The sequence below is a fragment of the Halorhodospira sp. 9628 genome (assembly GCF_022228075.1).
In the GTDB taxonomy this organism is placed as follows: domain Bacteria; phylum Pseudomonadota; class Gammaproteobacteria; order Nitrococcales; family Halorhodospiraceae; genus Halorhodospira; species Halorhodospira halophila_A.
This window is the reverse complement of the sequence record NZ_JAJNRF010000006.1, coordinates 141,230-158,996: the sequence shown is the minus strand read 5'-3', so window position 1 is coordinate 158,996 and position 17,767 is coordinate 141,230. Positions and strand designations below refer to the sequence as shown.

General features: G+C 69.4%; 15 protein-coding genes. 11 read left to right on the top strand and 4 right to left on the bottom strand.

The features are described from left to right. The first annotated feature begins 69 nt into the window (after nt 1-69). Nucleotides 70-2,682, top strand: coding sequence for an ATP-dependent chaperone ClpB (gene clpB, locus LRG10_RS08215; protein WP_238635117.1), 2,613 nt, complete (start codon nt 70-72; stop codon nt 2,680-2,682). A 6-nt stretch (nt 2,683-2,688) separates the two neighbouring features. Here the strand turns inward: clpB and LRG10_RS08210 are convergent, their stop codons facing one another. Beyond that, on the bottom strand, nt 2,689-3,561 hold the full coding sequence (locus LRG10_RS08210) for an SDR family NAD(P)-dependent oxidoreductase (protein WP_238635116.1): 873 nt from the start codon (nt 3,559-3,561) through the stop codon (nt 2,689-2,691). Between the two features lie 85 nt (nt 3,562-3,646). Between LRG10_RS08210 and LRG10_RS08205 the strand changes: the two genes are divergently transcribed. The 5 genes from LRG10_RS08205 (at nt 3,647) to aspS (ending at nt 8,430) form a co-directional block, all read left to right on the top strand. Further along, the gene (locus LRG10_RS08205; protein WP_201173040.1) at nt 3,647-4,282 is read left to right on the top strand and encodes a hypothetical protein; all 636 of its coding nucleotides are present in this window, start codon (nt 3,647-3,649) and stop codon (nt 4,280-4,282) included. A gap of 84 nt (nt 4,283-4,366) precedes the next feature. Then, a complete protein-coding gene (locus LRG10_RS08200) occupies nt 4,367-4,723 on the top strand; it encodes an FmdB family zinc ribbon protein (protein WP_201173038.1) in 357 nt (118 codons plus the stop codon). A 79-nt stretch (nt 4,724-4,802) separates the two neighbouring features. Next, nucleotides 4,803-6,272, top strand: coding sequence for a circadian clock protein KaiC (kaiC, locus tag LRG10_RS08195; RefSeq protein WP_201241700.1), 1,470 nt, complete (start codon nt 4,803-4,805; stop codon nt 6,270-6,272). After that, nucleotides 6,269-6,550 carry a circadian clock KaiB family protein gene (locus LRG10_RS08190; RefSeq protein ID WP_201173032.1) on the top strand — a complete coding sequence of 94 codons (282 nt, stop codon included), beginning with the start codon at nt 6,269-6,271 and terminating at the stop codon, nt 6,548-6,550. The genes kaiC and LRG10_RS08190 overlap by 4 nt, the downstream gene beginning before the upstream one ends. A 95-nt stretch (nt 6,551-6,645) precedes the next feature. Then, nucleotides 6,646-8,430: an aspartate--tRNA ligase gene (gene aspS, locus LRG10_RS08185; protein WP_201173024.1), complete on the top strand. Its 1,785-nt coding sequence runs from the start codon at nt 6,646-6,648 to the stop codon at nt 8,428-8,430. A gap of 15 nt (nt 8,431-8,445) precedes the next feature. Here the strand turns inward: aspS and LRG10_RS08180 are convergent, their stop codons facing one another. Continuing rightward, nucleotides 8,446-9,651 carry a UbiH/UbiF/VisC/COQ6 family ubiquinone biosynthesis hydroxylase gene (locus LRG10_RS08180; RefSeq protein ID WP_238635115.1) on the bottom strand — a complete coding sequence of 402 codons (1,206 nt, stop codon included), beginning with the start codon at nt 9,649-9,651 and terminating at the stop codon, nt 8,446-8,448. Nucleotides 9,652-9,990: 339 nt separating this feature from the next. Here LRG10_RS08180 and LRG10_RS08175 point away from each other — a divergent pair, with 339 nt between their 5' ends. From LRG10_RS08175 to LRG10_RS08155, 5 genes are all read left to right on the top strand, one after another. After that, entirely contained in the window at nt 9,991-10,494 is a 504-nt protein-coding gene (locus LRG10_RS08175) for a hypothetical protein (RefSeq protein ID WP_201173018.1), read from the top strand. A gap of 79 nt (nt 10,495-10,573) precedes the next feature. Further along, nucleotides 10,574-11,032 (top strand): Rrf2 family transcriptional regulator, encoded by a 459-nt coding sequence (locus tag LRG10_RS08170; RefSeq protein ID WP_238635114.1) that lies wholly within the window; start codon nt 10,574-10,576, stop codon nt 11,030-11,032. A 124-nt stretch (nt 11,033-11,156) separates the two neighbouring features. Further along, on the top strand, nt 11,157-12,452 hold the full coding sequence (gene hcp, locus LRG10_RS08165; protein WP_201173012.1) for a hydroxylamine reductase: 1,296 nt from the start codon (nt 11,157-11,159) through the stop codon (nt 12,450-12,452). A 276-nt stretch (nt 12,453-12,728) separates the two neighbouring features. Then, nucleotides 12,729-14,861 (top strand): TonB-dependent siderophore receptor, encoded by a 2,133-nt coding sequence (locus tag LRG10_RS08160; RefSeq protein WP_238635113.1) that lies wholly within the window; start codon nt 12,729-12,731, stop codon nt 14,859-14,861. Nucleotides 14,862-14,877: 16 nt separating this feature from the next. Further along, on the top strand, nt 14,878-15,435 hold the full coding sequence (locus LRG10_RS08155; protein WP_238635112.1) for a hypothetical protein: 558 nt from the start codon (nt 14,878-14,880) through the stop codon (nt 15,433-15,435). Nucleotides 15,436-15,449: 14 nt separating this feature from the next. On the opposite strand, the gene LRG10_RS08150 is transcribed toward LRG10_RS08155, so the two are convergent. Together LRG10_RS08150 and LRG10_RS08145 are read right to left on the bottom strand one after the other, a co-directional pair. After that, nucleotides 15,450-16,994 carry a deoxyribodipyrimidine photo-lyase gene (locus LRG10_RS08150; RefSeq protein WP_238635111.1) on the bottom strand — a complete coding sequence of 515 codons (1,545 nt, stop codon included), beginning with the start codon at nt 16,992-16,994 and terminating at the stop codon, nt 15,450-15,452. A 73-nt stretch (nt 16,995-17,067) separates the two neighbouring features. Further along, entirely contained in the window at nt 17,068-17,658 is a 591-nt protein-coding gene (locus LRG10_RS08145) for a cyclopropane-fatty-acyl-phospholipid synthase family protein (RefSeq protein WP_238635110.1), read from the bottom strand. Between the last annotated feature and the right edge of the window lie 109 nt (nt 17,659-17,767).

Here is a 17,767-nt window from a genome sequence, read left to right as displayed (position 1 = left end):
GAAACCAGCCACCGCCGCAGCGCGGTGGAGCGGATTGTCGGCCCGTGATGCGGCCAAGGGGGTAGAGACATGCGGATGGACAAGCTGACCACCAAATTCCAGATGGCCATCGCCGAGGCGCAGAGCCTGGCGGTGGGGCGCGACCACCAGTTCATCGAACCGGTCCATCTGATGCTGGCCATGCTCGATCAGGAGGGCGGCGGCGTGCGTCCGCTGCTCCAGCAGGCCGGCGTCAACCTGAACAAGCTGCGCTCGCAACTCGGCGAGGCCCTCGAGCAGATGCCGCAGGTCTCCGGCACCGGCGGCGAGGTGCACCTGTCCAACGAGCTGGGGCGGCTGCTCAATCTCACCGACAAGCTCGCACAGAAGCGCAAGGACCAGTACCTCTCCAGCGAGCTCTTCGTGCTCGCCGTGCTCGAGGATGGCAAGAGCCGGCTGGCGAAGATCCTCGAGCAGGCCGGTGCCGCGCGGGAGCCCCTTGAGCAGGCCATCGAGCAGGTGCGCGGCGGCCAGGCGGTGGATGATCCCAACGCCGAGGACCAGCGCCAGGCGCTGGAGAAGTACACCATCGACCTGACCGAGCGCGCCGAGCAGGGCAAGCTCGACCCGGTCATCGGCCGCGACGACGAGATCCGGCGCACGGTGCAGGTCCTCCAGCGCCGGACCAAGAACAACCCGGTGCTCATCGGTGAGCCGGGCACCGGCAAGACCGCCATCGTCGAGGGCTTGGCCCAGCGCATCGTCAACGCCGAGGTGCCCGAGGGGCTCAAGAACAAGCGGGTCCTATCGCTCGACCTCGGTGCACTGCTCGCCGGGGCCAAGTACCGCGGCGACTTCGAGGAGCGGCTCAAGGCGCTGCTCAAGGAGCTCGGTCAGCAGGAGGGGCAGATCATCCTGTTCATCGACGAGCTCCACACCATCGTCGGCGCCGGCAAGGCCGAAGGCGCCATGGACGCCGGCAATATGCTCAAGCCGGCGCTCGCCCGGGGCGAGCTGCACTGCATCGGTGCCACCACCCTCAACGAATACCGCGAGAACATCGAGAAGGACGCCGCCCTGGAGCGCCGCTTCCAGACGGTCCAGGTGGATGAGCCGAGCGTCGAGGACACGGTGGCCATCCTGCGCGGGCTCAAGGAGCGCTACGAGGTCCACCACGGTGTCGAGATCACGGACCCGGCCATCGTCTCGGCGGCGACGCTCTCGCACCGCTACATCACGGATCGCAACCTGCCGGACAAGGCCATCGACCTGGTCGATGAGGCGGCGTCGCGGATCCGCATGGAGATCGACTCCAAGCCGGAGTCGATGGATCGCCTCGAGCGCCGGCTGATCCAGCTCAAGATCGAGCGCGAGGCGCTGCGCAACGAGGAGGACGACGCCTCCAGAAAGCGCCTGGCGACCCTCGAGGACGAGATCAACGAGCTGGAGCAGGAGTACGGGAACCTCGAGGAGATCTGGAACTCCGAGAAGGCCGCGGTCGAGGGCACGCAGTCGATCAAGGAGGAGCTTGAGCGCGCCCGCCAGGAGGTGGAGACCGCCCGTCGCGCCGGCGACCTGCAGCGCATGTCCGAGCTGCAGTACGGCCGCATCCCCGAGCTGGAGCGCCAGCTGGACATGGCCTCGCAGGCGGACATGTACGACATGAAGCTGCTGCGCAACCGGGTCAGCGACGAGGAGGTCGCCGAGGTGGTCTCCAAGTGGACCGGCATCCCGGTCTCGAAGATGCTCGAGGGCGAGCGGGACAAGCTCCTGCGCATGGAGCAGGCCCTGCACGAGCGGGTGGTCGGCCAGGATGAGGCCATCGCCGCGGTGGCCAACGCCATCCGCCGCTCCCGGGCCGGGCTGTCGGACCCGAACCGCCCCAATGGCTCGTTCCTCTTCCTGGGCCCCACCGGCGTGGGCAAGACCGAGCTGTGCAAGGCGCTCGCCGAGTTCCTGTTCGACACGGAAGAGGCCATGCTGCGCATCGACATGTCCGAGTTCATGGAGAAGCACTCCGTGGCGCGGCTGATCGGTGCGCCGCCGGGGTACGTCGGCTACGAAGAGGGCGGTTATCTCACCGAGCACGTGCGTCGCAAGCCGTACTCGGTGATCCTCCTCGACGAGGTCGAGAAGGCCCACGGTGACGTCTTCAACGTCCTGCTGCAGGTCCTCGATGACGGTCGGTTGACCGACAGCCACGGCCGCACCGTGGATTTCCGCAACACGGTCATCGTGATGACCTCGAACCTCGGCTCGGAGATCATCCAGAGCATGGCCGGGGAGGAGGAAGAGGACTACCAGCGGATGAAGAGCTCGGTGATGGACATCGTCGGGACCCACTTCCGTCCCGAGTTCATCAACCGTATCGACGAGGTGGTGGTCTTCCGGCCGCTGTCGCGGGAGCAGATCCGCGCCATCACCAGCATCCAGGTCCGCTACCTCAGCGAGCGGCTGGCCGAGCGAGACATGGCGCTCGAACTCAGCGAAGCGGCCCTGGACCGCATCGGCGAAGCGGGCTTCGACCCGGTCTACGGCGCCCGCCCGCTCAAGCGGGTCCTGCAGCACGAGGTCGAGAACCCGCTGGCCCGGGAGATGCTCGAGGGCAACTTCGGGCAGGGCGATCGCATCCGGGTCGATGTGCAAGACGGCGCGTTCCGCTTCGAGCGCGGCGAGCCGGTGGTCGAGGGCGAGGTGGTCTGAGCCGGGCTAGCGGATGCGGCGCTCCGAGGCCGTGGCCGCCAGCAGGAGCCGGTCCAGCCAGCGCGTGGGCAGCAGGCGCTTGAGGGCGGCGAAGAGGTGGGTGGGAACGGTGACGTGGTAGCGGGCCTTCGGGCGCGGGTGCTCCAGGGCGTGGACCAGCTTGGTGGCCACCGCCTCGGCTTCGAGCGTGAAGGGCGTCGAGGCCCCGGCGCCGGCCAGGCGCTGCTCCACCGCACGATAGGTGGCAGCGTGGGCGCTGTTCTGTGGATCGATCCGGGCCTGGAAGGCGCGGTGGGCGTTGTCGCGAAAACGGCTGGCGATGGGCCCGGGCTGGATCAGGCTCACGTGGATGCCGCTGCCGCGCAGTTCTTGGCGCAGGGCGTCGGTGAGCCCCTCGAGGGCGAACTTGGAGCAGACGTAGGCGCCGCGGTAGGGCAGGGCGATGAAACCGAGTACCGAGCTGTTTTGCACGATGCGCCCGTGGCCCTGGCGGCGCATGTACGGCAGCACCCGCGTGGTCAGTTCGTGGGTGCCGAGCAGGTTGGTCTCTAGCTGCTCGCGCAGCGTCGCCCGGGAGAGATCTTCCACCGCGCCGGGCTGACCATAGGCCCCGTTATTGAACAGGGCGTCGATGCACCCGCCGGTGCGCTCGGCGACCTGCTCCACCGCGCCCTCGATGGAAGCGCTGTCGGCCAGGTCCAGCACCAGGGCGTCCTCCCAGCCGGCCTTGCGCAGGCGGGCCACGTCCTCGCTGCGGCGGGCGCTGGGGAAGACCCGCCAGCCGCGCCGGGCCATGTGCGCTGCAGCGGTCTCGCCGATGCCGCTGGAACAGCCGGTGATCAGCAGCGCGGGGCGGTGATCGGTGTGGTCGTCGTTCATGGCCCGACAGGCTAAAGCCTGCGCCCGCCGATCTCCACATCGGGTATCCTGTCGCCTCTTTGAGCACCGGTCGCGTGAGGCGGGCATGACGCCAGGGCGAATCCTGCGGATCCTTGGGGTTGCGGTGCTGCTGGTGGTGCTGGTCGGATGCGCCCATCGCCCGCAGCCATCGGACATCGACGACATTTGCGTCATCTTCGAGGAGAACCCCGAGTGGTATGATCACGCCCGGCGCTCCGAGGAGCGCTGGGGGACGCCGATCCCCATCCAGATGGCCTTCGTCCATCAGGAGTCGTCGTTCATCGCCGACGCCCGCCCGCCGCGGCGCCGGCTGCTCGGGATCATCCCCTGGCGCCGGCCGAGTTCCGCCTACGGCTACGCCCAGGCGCAGGATCCGGTCTGGGGCGAATATCGGGAGGATGCCGCTCACTGGGACGCCCACCGGACCCGGATGCGCGACGCGCTGGATTTCATCGGCTGGTACAACCAGCGCACCCGGGAGCGGGTCGGGGTCGATCTGGACGACCCGAGGCGGCTGTATCTGGCCTATCACGAGGGGCACGGCGGGTACCGGCGGGGCACGTACCGCCAGAAGCCGACCCTGCAGCGCGTCGCCCGCAATGTTGAGTCCCGGGCCCGGCGCTACGAGCAGCAGCTGGCCGAGTGCGAGGACGAGCTGCAGTGCTGGCGGTGGTATCAGTTCTGGCCCTTCTGCCGCTGAGCGGGCGGGCCTTGTTTTCAGCCGTGGCAGTCCCCATTCAAAAGCCGTCACGGCTTGGGTGGTTGACCAGGAGGGAGAGGATCGATGCCGATTTACGAGTATGAGTGCTGTGGCTGCGGCCACCGTCTCGAGGCCATCCAGTCCGTATCGGACGGCCCGCTGACCGACTGTCCCGAGTGCGGCCAGGCGTCGCTCAAGCGGCTGGTCTCGGCGGCGGCGTTCCGCCTGAAAGGCGGCGGTTGGTACGAGACCGACTTCAAGTCGGGCCAACGCAAGAACGTCGCCGAGGGGGGCGGCAATGGCGCCGACAAGGGCGGCAGCGACAAGAGCAGTGACAAGAGCGGCGACAAGTCGGCGTCATCGGCGGGCACCTCCGCAGGCAGTGGCGGTGGGCAGTCGGGGGCTGCGGCGGCTGGCTCCTCCGGTTCTGCTTCCAGCTGAAACGCCGCGGCGCCGGCCTTGGACCCCGTCGGCGCTTTTTGGCACGCTGCCAGACGGGCAGCCCACCTCGGAGCAAGGCATGGCACAAGGCAGCACCTCCGCGAGCGAACGCGCCCGGCGCAGCAGCGCCGCCCGGCGCGGGGCGCAGACCGCGGCCACTGGCATTCAGGGTCTGGACTTCATCCTCGACGGCGGGCTACCCGAGGGGCAGCCGACGTTGCTGCGCGGCGGCCCGGGGGCCGGCAAGACGGCGATTGCGCTGACCTTCTTCTGCCACGGGCTGGAGCAGGGCGAGCCATCGGTGCTGGCCACCTTCGACGAGTCGCCGGAAGCCCTTACGCGCCACGCCCACGCGCTCGGCTTCCCGCTGGACGAGCACCTGGCGGCGGGGCGGGGGCGCATCCTCGACATGCGCCCCGATCGCTCCGAGCTGGTCTCCGGCGGTGAGGTCGAGCTGACGGCGCTGCTCGCGCGCATCGGCTACGCCCTGGACGCCCTCGGCGCACGGCGGCTGGTGGTGGACGCCATCGACGGCATGGACGAGAGCTTCGCCCCGGGCAACAGCCTGCGCGCGGAATTGACCCGGGTGTTCGACTGGATCCGCGAGCGCGACGCCACCACCCTGATCACCTCCGGCGAACACTCCGGCTTCAGCGAGCGCTTCGGGCTGGAGGATTACATTGCCGACTGCGTCATCCTCCTGCGCCAGGAGGTGCGCTACCGGCGCATGACCCGCCTGCTGCGCATCCTCAAGCGCCGCGGTGGCGGACACGGCACCAACGAGTTCCCCTTCCTCCTCGATCACGAAGGGGTGTTCCTGTCCCCGATCACCGGTACGCGGCTCGAGGCCCGGCCCTCCTCGGAGCGGCACACCACTGGCGTCGAGGGCCTCGACGCCATGCTCGGGGGCGGCGGCCCGTACCGCGGCTCGGCGGTGATGGTCTCGGGGCAGTCGGGCACCGGCAAGACGAGCTTCGCCGCAGCCTTCGCCGCTGCCGCGTGCCGGGCCGGCGACTCCGTGCTCTACCTCAGCTTCGAGGAGGCCACCGAGGAGCTGCTGCGCAATCAGCGCAGTGTGGGCCTGGATCTGGCGTCGTGCATCGATAGCGGCCGGCTGGTGCTGGAGCCGCTGCTGGCGGTGGAACTGGGCTGGGAGGAACACCTGCTGCGGGTGATGCGCTCAGTGCAGGGGCAGACCCCGGGCGTGGTGGTCCTCGACCCGGCCAGCGCGCTGGGCGATCCCCACGACGACCGCCAGGGCAAGGAGATGCTGCTGCGCCTGTTCTACATGCTCAAGCGCGAGGGTGTGACCGTCCTGGCTACGGAACTGCTGCCCGACTACAGTGATGGCGTCAGCAACATGGATGTCTCCTCCATTATCGACGTCTGGATCAAATTGCGCCGCGACGAGCGTGACGGCAGGTTGTGCAGGCTGCTGAATGTCGTTAAGGCGCGCGGTCTGCCGACCTCGGACCGGGTTCTGGAGTACTACCTGTCCGGAGACGGCGTGCACGTGGCCAATGGTGCCGAGACGGGGGGAGCGTCGTGAGCGAGCTGGTCCTGCGGCTCTACATCGCCGGGCGGACGCCGGCGGCGGAACGAGCCATCCGCAACCTTGAACGCATCATCCGGGAGGCCTACGGCGACGACGCCTCCTGTGACCTGGAAGTGATCGATATCCTCGAGCGCCCCCAGCTGGCCGAGGACGAGCGCATCCTGGCCACTCCGGTGGTCATCAAGAAGCTGCCGCCCCCCGTGCGCCGGGTGGTCGGCGACCTCTCCGAACGAGAAAAGGTGCTCATCGGGCTCGACCTCAAGGAGGGCTGAGCGTCCCGCCGCGTTGCGACCCGTTTGCTTGCACCCCCCGGGGGGCGTGCTTACCATTGCCCCCCTTTGGCCCGACCACCAATCCGGAAAAAACCATGCGTAGTCACTACTGCGGCGAGATCTGCGAAACCCACCTGGACACTGAAGTCACGCTCTGCGGCTGGGTGCACCGGCGGCGGGACCACGGCGGCATCATCTTCATCGATCTGCGCGATCGGGCCGGCCTGGTGCAGGTGGTGGTCGATCCCGACACCGAGGCGGCGTTCGCTGCCGCCGACCGCGCTCGCAACGAGTACGTCCTGCGCATCACCGGCCGCGTCCGGCACCGCCCGGAGGGCACCGAGAACCCGGACCTGCACTCCGGCCGGGTCGAGGTCCTGGGCCAGGCGGTGGAGGTGCTCAACACCGCCAAGACCCCGCCGTTCCAGCTCGACGAGCACGAGCAGGTGGGCGAGGACGTGCGCCTGCGCCACCGCTACGTGGATCTGCGCCGTCCCGAGATGCAGCAGCGACTGCAGCTGCGCGCCCGGGTGAGTTCGGTGATCCGTCGCCACCTGGAGGACGAGGGCTTTCTCGACATCGAGACGCCGATGCTGACGCGGGCCACCCCCGAGGGCGCGCGCGACTACTTGGTGCCCAGCCGCACCCACACCGGCCGCTTCTTCGCGCTGCCGCAGTCGCCGCAGCTGTTCAAGCAGCTGCTGATGATGGCCGGCTTCGACCGCTACTACCAGATCGTGCGCTGCTTCCGTGACGAGGACCTGCGCGCCGACCGCCAGCCGGAGTTCACCCAGCTCGACATGGAGGCCGCCTTCGTCGACGAAGAGGCCGTCATGGGGGTCACCGAGCGGATGCTCCGCCAGCTCTTCCGCCAGGTCCTCGGCGTCGAGCTGCCCGATCCCTTCCCGCGCATGCGCTACGCCGAGGCCATGGACCGCTTCGGTTCCGACAAGCCGGATCTGCGCATCCCGCTCGAACTGATCGAGGTGGCCGACCTGGTCCGCGACGTGGACTTCAAGGTCTTCTCGGCGCCGGCGCAGGATCCGCGTGGCCGCGTGGCGGCCCTGCGCGTACCCGGCGGGGGGGCGCTGACCCGCAAGCAGATCGACGACTACACCGAGTTCGTCGGCCGTTACGGCGCCAAGGGGCTGGCCTACATCAAGGTCAACGACCCGGGCCAGGGCGTGGAGGGGCTGCAGTCGCCCATCGTCAAGTTCCTCACCGAGGACGCCGTACAGGGTATCCTCGAGCGCACCGGCGCCCAGGCGGGCGATGTGGTCTTCTTCGGCGCCGACCGGGCCAGCGTCGTCAACGACGCCCTCGGCGCGCTGCGGGTGCGTATTGGCCACGACATGGAACTGGTCGAGGACGCCTGGCGCCCGCTGTGGGTGGTCGATTTCCCGATGTTCGAGTACGACGAGAAAGACGGGCGTCTCTACTCCCTGCACCACCCGTTCACCGCACCGTGTGTCCAGGACCCGGCCGAGCTGCAGCAACAGGACGCCGAGGCGCTGGTCTCGCGGGCCTACGACTGCGTGCTCAACGGCGTCGAGCTCGGCGGCGGCTCGATCCGTATCCACGACCCGCAGATGCAGCAAGCGGTCTTTGGGCTTCTGGGTATCGGCGAGGAAGAGGCCCGTTCCAAGTTCGGCTTCCTGCTCGACGCCCTGCAGTACGGCTGCCCGCCCCACGGCGGGATCGCTTTCGGCATGGACCGGCTGGTCATGCTCATGGCCGGCGCCGACTCGATCCGTGAGGTCATGGCCTTCCCCAAGACCCAGACCGCCACCTGCATGCTCACCGAGGCGCCGGCCGAGGTGGGCGAGGCGCAGCTGCGCGAGCTGGGCATCCGCCTGCGGCGGGTCAGCGGCTCCGAGTAGCCGCCCGGCGCCGCGTCAGCCGGCCCACCGCCCGTGGCTGGCGTAGCGCAGGGCGAGGCGCTTGGCCGGCCCGGCGTGGTCGGCCAGGCGCAGCCCAAAGCGGCGCAGAGAGGCCAGGCGCCGGCACGGGGCGCCGAAGAGCCCGTGGATGGCCGTCATCGCCGACTGCATCAGTTGGTTGTCCTGGCGTCGCTCGCGGGCGTAGGCGCTGAGCACCCGCGGGTCGTCCGGTGCGTAGCCCGCCTCGACCGCTGCCGACACGTGGCGGGCCAATGCCCGGGCGTCCCGCAGCCCCAGGTTGACGCCTTGGCCGGCCAGCGGGTGGATGGTGTGCGCGGCATCCCCGATCAGGACCAGGCCCGGCGCCTGGTAGCAGTGGGCGTGCTGCGCCCGGATCGGGAAGTTGGCCCGCTGCACCACCGACTCGATCCCGCCGAGTTCGGCCGGGAAGGCCGCCTCGATGCTCTGGCCCAGCTGCTCCGGCGCCAGCTCGGCGAGTTGCCGAGCCCGGTCCGGGGTGGTGTACCACACCAGCGAAGCCCGCGAGCCGAGCAGTGGCAGGAAGGCTTGCGGTCCCTCGGGCAGGAAACGCTGCCAGGTGATGTCCTGCTGTCCCGGCCGGGTGGTCACCTCGGCGACGACTGCGTGCTGGCGATAGTCGCGGACCGTCACCGGGATCCCCGCCGACTGGCGCAGCCGTGACTGCGCACCGTCGGCGGCGATGACCAGGTTGCCGTGGACCCGGCGGCCGTCATCGAGGCGCACCGTGGCGCCGAAGGGGGCCGGCTCCAGGCGGCTGGTCTCGTTCGGGCAGTACCGGTGGACCGTGCCGGCGTGCTCGAGCACCGACCAGAGCGCGTCCTGGACCAGGTCGTTCTCCACGATGTGCCCGAGGTGATCGGTGTCGGGGCCGAGCTCCCCGGCGGTGAAGGTCAGCCGGGCCGGGCTGTCATCGTCCCAGATCTGCAGCCGCCGGTAGGGGCAGGCGCGGGTGGTGCGGATTGCGTGCCAGGCCCCGAGCTCATCGAGGTAGTGCTCCGAGCCGAGGTTCAGTGCCGAGACCCGGAGGCGGTAGGGGGTGCCGGCGTCGACGGGCTTGGGGCCGGTGGTCTCGATCAGTCCCACCCGCCAGCCGCGGCCGGCGAAGTCGGCGGCCACGGCGGCGCCCACCATGCCACCGCCGACGACCACCACATCGTGGCAAAGCCGGGGCGTGTTCACCTGCGACCTCCCGCATCATGGTTCCCAGCCTGCAATGTAGCCCAGCGCGCGCACGCTGTCAGGCGCGTCCGCCGCGGCGACCGCATTCCGCGGGCTGCCCGAGCGGGTGTCAAAAAAACCGACGAATGGCCGCTCGCGTCTTCATCCGTGCCGGGCGGCGGGGGGGGCGTGCCAGGCCGCGGCTCAGCCGTCTGTCTGGAAATCTTACAAATCCAGCTCAAGGGCCGGGCATTGCGGCGCGGAGCGCCCGCCGGGCAACGCCTGCAGCGCATTGGCACGGAACCTGCTCAAGCAAGGGAACCTGCACTGGAGCAGTCACCCACACGGAGCAACCCTGCCATGTCGGCGATCCGGACCCCGCGAGAACTCGATACCCTGTGCACCTGCCTGACCAGCGAGGCGCAGTTCCAGAGCATGCAGATGATCCTGGCGCTCAACGCCTCGCCCGGGGCGCTCGCCGCCGAGCGGGCGGCGGTGGTCCGGCTGATCGATTTCGCTGAGCATGTCCAGTGTCGGCTCGACGAGGCGCGCCAGGCCACGCCGCTCGATCCCCGCGGGGCGGTCGCCGCCCTGCTGATGGAGACCCGGGAGCGGCTGCAGCGTAACCACCAAGGACTGGTGGCTGCACGCAAGGTCGTGCTGGTGGACCCCCAGCTGGCGTGGCCGGCCCGCAAGCGGTGGTTCGAGGAGATCGTGCGGGCCGAGACCGAGCACGAGGTCCTCGTTGCCGTGCTCGACGGCGTGCTCTATCTGGTGCGGGACCACGACGCCGGCGTCTCGGTGGCCACCGCCCCGGACGGCGCCGACTGGCAGCAGGCGCAGGCGGTCCTGGCACGCTTCTGAGGGTGCGCGCCCGGCACGGCGAACGCGGGGCGATGGCGGTATAGGTATACTGGGTGGGTTCGATCAAGGACCCATCGCCATGGAGCTGACCTACTACACCGACTATGCCCTGCGCGTGCTCCTCTACGCCGGCGCCCAGGGCGCGCGGCGCGTGACCATGCGCGAGATCGCCGGCGCCTACGGGATCTCTCAGGAGCATCTGCGCAAGGTGGTCCATCGGCTGTCCCGCCACGGCTACCTGCACACCACCCAGGGCCGGTCGGGCGGATTGCAGCTCGCCCGCGAGCCGGCGGAGATCCGCGTCGGCGAGGTGGTGCGCCTGATGGAGGACAGCCTGGAGCTCATCCACTGCGACCGCGGTCCCTGCCCCCTGTGTGGGCACTGCTCGCTCAAACGGGTCCTCAACGGCGCCCGGGACCAATTCATCGAGTACCTGGACGGTTTCACCCTCGAACAGTTGCTTGCCGACCCCGGCACGGCGCAACAGCTGGGGCGCCTGCCCCTCAACGAGACCCCGGCCACCTTCGCCGGGGGCTGATCCACCGCCCGCGGCCGCTCGCCATCGCTGCCGGCCACCGCCGGGCCCCGGTCCCTTGACCGAGGGCAGCCGACTGGGCACTATTCGGTGTACCAAAAATACATCGTTAAGTGAGGGGGTGCCCATGTTCTGCGATCAGTGCGAGCAAGTCCGCCGTCAGGAGGCGTGCAATGTCTCCCCCGGCGTCTGTGGCAAGGATGAGGACTGCCACTCGGCGCAGCAGCTGCTGCTCTACGGCCTCAAGGGGATGGCCGCATACGCCCACCACGCCCGCCGGCTCGGCCGTCACGACCCGGAGGTGGCAGCCTTCATGGAGGAGGCGCTGTTCGCCACCATGACCAACGTCAACTTCGATCTCGAATCGCTGCTCGAGCTCTGCCTGCGCTGCGGGCAGATGAACCTGCGGGTCATGGAGATGCTCGACGCCGCCCATGTCGAGACCTTCGGTCAGCCGCAGCCGGCCACCGTACCCGAGGGTACCCGGGCGGGTCCGGGGATCCTGGTCAGCGGCCACGACCTGCTCGACCTCTACCATCTGCTCCAGCAGGTGGAGGGGACCGACATCCAGGTTTACACCCACGGCGAGATGCTGCCGGCGCACATGTACCCGACGCTCCACCAGCACCCCAACCTGGCCGGTCACTACGGCGGGGCCTGGCAGGAGCAGAAGCGCGAGTTCAAGGCGTTCCCCGGGGCCATCCTGGTTACCACCAACTGTGTCATGCCGCCCGCCGAGCGGTATGCGGAGCGACTGTTCACCACGCGCAGCACGGCGGTCAGCGGCGGCCAGCGCATCACCGACGGCGACTTCACCCCGGTGATCGAGGCGGCGCGTCGCTGCGCGCCCTGTGACGAGGCGATCACGGGCGAATCCACCGTCGGTTTCCACCACACCGTCCTGCTGGAGAACGCCGGCACGCTGCTCGAGGCCTACCAGAACGGTCAGATCAGCCAGTTCTACCTGATCGGCGGCTGCGATGGCGCCCACCGCAGCCGGAATTACTTCAACGACTATGCGGCGGCCACCCCGGCGGACAGCTTCGTGCTGACCCTCGGCTGCGGCAAATTCCGCATCCGCGACCAGTCGTTCGGTACCCACCTGGGCTTCCCGCGGCTGCTCGACATGGGCCAGTGCAACGACGCCTACGGCGCCATCCAGGTGGCTCTGGGCCTGGCCCGGGCGCTCGATTGCAACGTCAACGACCTGCCGCTGACCCTGGTTATCAGCTGGTTCGAGCAAAAGGCGGTGGCGGTGCTGCTGACACTGCTCAGCCTCGACGTGCGGGGGATCACCCTCGGGCCCAACCCGCCGGCCTTCCTCAGCGACAACCTGTTCCGGGCCCTGGCCGAGCGCTACGACCTGCGACTTACCGGCGACACCCCGCAGCTGGACGCGCAGCAGGCGGCCGCCACGGCCTGAGCTGGCGTCACCACCACCATGCAACCAGCCCATCGGCGGCGGAGCCCTGTGGCTCCGCCGTCGCTCCATGCCGGAATCAGCCCGATGCCTTTGAGCGGCTCGCCTGGGCCGTTCGATCCGGCCGCCTAGTTGGGCCGACGCTGGGGCCTGCCATGTGCGGCAGAAAGGCGCACTGCCCTCTTCCGGCCCGGTGATTGCGCTGCATCAATAGCAATGCGAAGCGTTCTCATTTAGATTACGCCCGTATCCTGCAGGCATCCGAGAGAGGGCATCGATATGACCACCTGGAAACCGGGCCGTTCCCTGATCCTATTGGGGATCTTCGGCTTGGCTGTCAGCTCTGGATGGGCGATGGCCGGCTCTGAGCAGGCGCCGGCAAGCGGCGGCGTCGATCCGGCCCACGCCAAGGTTCTGCCCGAGGTGACCGTCACCACGGGCACCCGCAGCGAGCGGGCGCGGGAGCGGAGTCCGAGCAGTGTGGAAGTCATCGACCGTGAGCAGATCGAGCGCAGCGGCGGCGCGGATCTCGGTGAGGTCCTGCGCCGCGAGTCGAGCCTGTTCGTCAGCCCCGACGGCACCCAGGCAAGCATCCGCGGGGCGCGGCGCGAGGACAACGTGATCCTCATCGATGGCCGTCGGGTCCTCGGCGAGCCCAGCCGGCGCTACGAGCTCAACCGCATCCCCACGGGGAGCATCGAGCGCATCGAGATCGTCAAGGGGCCGGGCAGCGTGCTCTACGGCGCCGACGCCCTCGGGGGCGTGATCAATGTCATCACCCGCAAGCCGGAACCCGGTCTCCATGGGGACATCGACGTGCAGGCCGGTGCCCGCACGGAGGATGCCGAGGCGGATCGTTACAAGGCCGCCCTCGGTCTGCACGGCGGCGGTCTCGACACCCGCTTCCGGGTCGACGCCCAGGCTACATCCCGGGCGGCGTACAGCGAGACCGCCACGGTGCTGCCAGAGGGGCGACGGGGCATTAAGCCCGACAAGTTTGCGGATTACGACGTCCAAGAACGCTATACCATCGACGAAGACCGCCGGGACGAAGCCGACGTCTACACCCTGGCCGGTACGCTGGAGCACTTCTTCACCGATGACCTGCAGGTTACCCTGCAGGCCGATTACCTGCACGAAGAGCGGGAGCGCGATTACATCAACACCGGACCGACGCAGGTTGATGATGGGAATGACGGCGCGGTGGCGAACATCCCCGCCCGCTGGCTCGATGACAACCAGCGCCTGGGGCTCACCGCGGCGGCGGACTGGCAGGCCACCGGGACGCTCAACCTCTTCTTCCGCAGCTACCGTAGCGTCTACGAGAAGGAGCGGATCGTCACCAGCGAGCCGTGGACGACGCTGGGCTATTCGGCGGGGGAGCGGCCCAAGGAGCGCGACCGGGACGTGACACTCACGGACTGGCGCCAGGAACTGATCGCCAGCTGGACGCCGGGGCCGGCGCACACCGTGCAACTCGGTGCCGAGCACCGCGACCACGAGTACGAGGACCACCAGCTGGTCAGCGACAGCGAAACCCGCTGGGATGCCGCCGCCTTCGCGCAGCACGAGTGGGCGGTTACCGACCGGCTGGATCTGGTCTACGGCGCCCGTTACGACGACAGCAGCCTGGATGACGCCGACAATACGGCGGTCGAAGGCGGCATTGTCTATGCCTTCGCGCCGGCGGCGCGGCTGCGGCTCAATTACGCCCAAGGGTACAGTGTGCCTGCAGCGCGTGATCTTTACGCCGACACGGCGCAGCCCTCTGGGAGGCGTCAGCTCGGTGCCGCCGTTGAGACGTCGGAGAAAGCCCCCCACAACCTCGATCCAGAGCGCAGCGAGAGTGTTGAGATCGGTCTCAGCGGCAGTCTCGGGGCCTTGGGCCCGGTGCGCGAGAGCCGCTACGACCTGGCGGTCTTCCACACTATCATCGAGGATCGCATCACCCGTGAACGGCGGGGCGAGCCCTATGTCAGTTTCTACAACCTTGACGACGAGGCACGGATTGGCGGCAGCGAGGGCAGCCTCGAGCTGGCCCTGCCAGCCGGGCTGCGGGTGGATCTGGGGGTGACCTGGCTCGACGCCATCGAGCGTGGCGAGCGACACGAGCTGCCCTACGCCCCGGAGTGGAGCGCCCGGGCGGCCCTGGCCGGCGAGCACGGGGAGCGCTTCGGCTGGCGGGCGCGGGTGCAGTACACCGGCTCCCATGTCGATGAGATCGACCCGGATGACCAGCAGGCGCAGGAGGCCTTCACCCAAGTGGATCTGCAGGGCCATTACCGGCCGCCTGCCTGGGAGCAGGTCCGCCTCTACGCCGGCATCGACAACGTCTTCGATACCAGCAACGATACCTCGCTCTACGCCGATCCGGGTCGCTACGCCCGGCTTGGCCTGCGGGCTAGCTTCTGAGGAGGGCTGCGATACCATGCGCAACCGACTGTCCCGGCGCACGCTTGCAGCGGCCACCGCCGTGGGTCTGATGATGGCCATCGGCGGATTGGCGGCCGACGACCGCAGGGCCATCGAGCTGACCGAGGAGGACCGGACGCACTGCCTGGAGCGCATGCGCCTGTACCTGGAGGTGAGCAACGAGATCCTGCGCGCCACGCTCGAGCCGGATATGGAGGCCGCGCGCAGCCACGCCCTGACCGCGGTGCCACATCGTTACCGGGAGGATGACCTGGCGGATGCCGAGGTACCGGCGCGGGGCGCCGGGGCGGACGGTGAAGGCCGCGGCGAGGCGGGCCAGGGCGGGGGCGGGGGCGGCCAGGGCGGGGCCGGGATGGGGCGTTCCGGCCGCCCGGAGCGGATGGAGGCGGCCACGCCGGAGGCGTATCAGGGCATGATGCACCACCAGCACGAGGCCTTTCAGGAGATCGCCCGCGACGCCCGCGAGGTGGCCGATCCGGCCCACACCCAGCGGCAGCTGACCGAGCTCCAGGACAACTGCGTGGCCTGCCACAGCGCCTATCGCTTTGAGTGAGGCGCCCCCGTTGATCAGAAGAGCCGGCCCTGGTGGTCGTCCGGTTTCGGGCGCCTTCGTCGGCTGGGGGCGGGGCGGCGGCTGCCGTGGGCCTGCTGGATGGCATCCGCCTCACGATGGGCGGCAGGGTCTCGGCGGATGGCGCGAAAACGCTCGCGGGCGTGCCGGGCGGCCTGCTGGTGATCCACGACCGGCGCCGGGTAGTCACGGCCGATCCAACACCCCGTGGCCCGCTGCACCGAGGTGGGCATATGCCACGGCTCGTGGAGCCAGCGATCGGGTACGTGGGCCAGCTCCGGCAACCACTGCCGGATGAAGGTGCCCGCAGGGTCCTGCTCCTGGCTCTGCTTGACCGGGTTGTAGATGCGCAGGGTGTTGATCCCCGTCGTCCCGGACTGCATCTGCATCTGGCAGCAGTGGATGCCCACCTCGTAGTCCGTGAATTGTCGCGCCAGGAAGGGCGAGGTCCGTTTCCAGTCCAGCCACAGGTGGTAGCTGGCGAAGGCAACCACCATCGCGCGCATGCGGAAGTTCAGCCAGCCCCGGGCGTTGAGCTGGCGCATGCAGGCATCCACCAGCGGAAAGCCGGTGGCGCCGCGGCACCAGGCCTCGAATCGCGCCGGGTCGAACTCTGCCTCGCGGAGCCCGTCGCAGGCGCGCTGCATGTTCTCGTGCTCGAAGCGCGGCTCCGATTCGAGTTTCTGCATGAAGTGGCAATGCCAGTGCAGCCGCTCCTCGAAGCCCTTCAGGGAGCGCAGCCACTGACCGCGCTCAGCGGAGCGGGGTTGCTCGCGCAGCGCCGCGCGTCGGGCACGGGTGGCGTGGACCACCTCGCGCAGGCTCAGCGTGCCGTGGGCCAGATGTGGGCTCAATCGCGAGCTGGCCAGCCAGGCCGGGCCAGGGCTGGAGATCCCGCCGGAGTAGTGCTCGGCGCGGTTGGAGAGGAAGTCGAAGAGCACGGTGCGTCCCATGCGCCGCCCCCCGGGCTGCACGCGCATCTCGGGTGGCTCTGGAGCGAGCTCCGGCGTTGGCCACTCGGGGATGGGACCGATGTCCAGGCCGGGCAGGGGCGGAATGGCCTGCGGCGCCCTTGCCCGGGGTGCGCCCATCAGCGCCTCCCACTGATCCGCCCAGCCGTCGCGGGAGCGCAGGCCGCGGACGACGCCGTGCTGTCGGTACTCCAGCCAGGGGATGCCGGCAGCTCTCAGGTAGGCGGCAACGCGGCGGTCGCGGGCGTAGGTCCAGCCGTTACCGGTCTCCTGGTGCGCGTGGACGGCGGCGATGGTGTAGTGCTGCTGCAGCTCCGCCAGTACCTCGCAGAGGTCCCCGCGGCGGACCACCAGCGGCTGGCCGAGGGTGGCCAGCGCCTTGCGAAGATCCTTCAGGCTCGCCCGCACGAAGTGCCACTGCCGAGCGGAGGCATCGGGCTGGCGCCAGAGCTCCGGCTCCACCACGTACAGAGGCAGGACCGCGCCACGACGTGCGGCCTCGGTGAGCGGGGCGTGATCGTGGATGCGCAGGTCGCGCTTGAACCAGACCAGCTGAATCTCGGTAGCCACGACTCCTCCGCACGGATGTCCTGGGGTGGGGTTGGCCCGGCCGTGCGCCGGCTGCCCGCGATCCCGCTCGACGCTACGGGGCCTGCGCCACTACCTGAACGACGTGGGCCAGGCCGCTGTGGTAGCGCCCCTCCTCGACCCGGCGCTCGATTTCCTGACCGACCAGCAACTCCAGGCCCGGCAACTCGGCGCGCAGGCCCTCCAGGTCCATCATCATCTCCGCCGTCGGTGGTCCGCCGGTGCCGTAGGCCAGCTGCCGCGGTGTATAGGCCTCGAGCAGGAAGAGGCCTCCCGGGCGCAGACCGTTTGCGGCGCGTCGATGCACCTCGCGGCGGATGTCGGGGGGCAGGTGGCCGAAGATCGACACGATCCCCGCCCACGCCTCGGGCTCGATGGGGTGGTTGGCCAGATCCGCGTGGACGGTCTCGATCTCCACGCCGCGCTCAGCCGCGAGCCGGCGTGCCTTTTCCAGCCCCGCGGCAGAGCCGTCCACTGCGGTAACGGCGTGGCCGCGCTCGGCCAGCCAGACCGCGTTGCGCCCCTCGCCCTCGGCCAAAAATAGCACCGGGCCGTCGGGGATGCGCCAGGCCTCACTGGCGAAGAATGTGTTTGGCTGCGTGCCGTAGGCGTACTCGTCGGGGTCTGCGTAGCGTTCGTCCCACATGCTTGCGCTTGCGCCTTTACCGGATCCGTCCATCCGGGACGCTACCCGGGTCGGGACGCGGCGTCCATGGCGCGGTTAATGAGGGCTCCACGACTCACTCTCCCTCGTG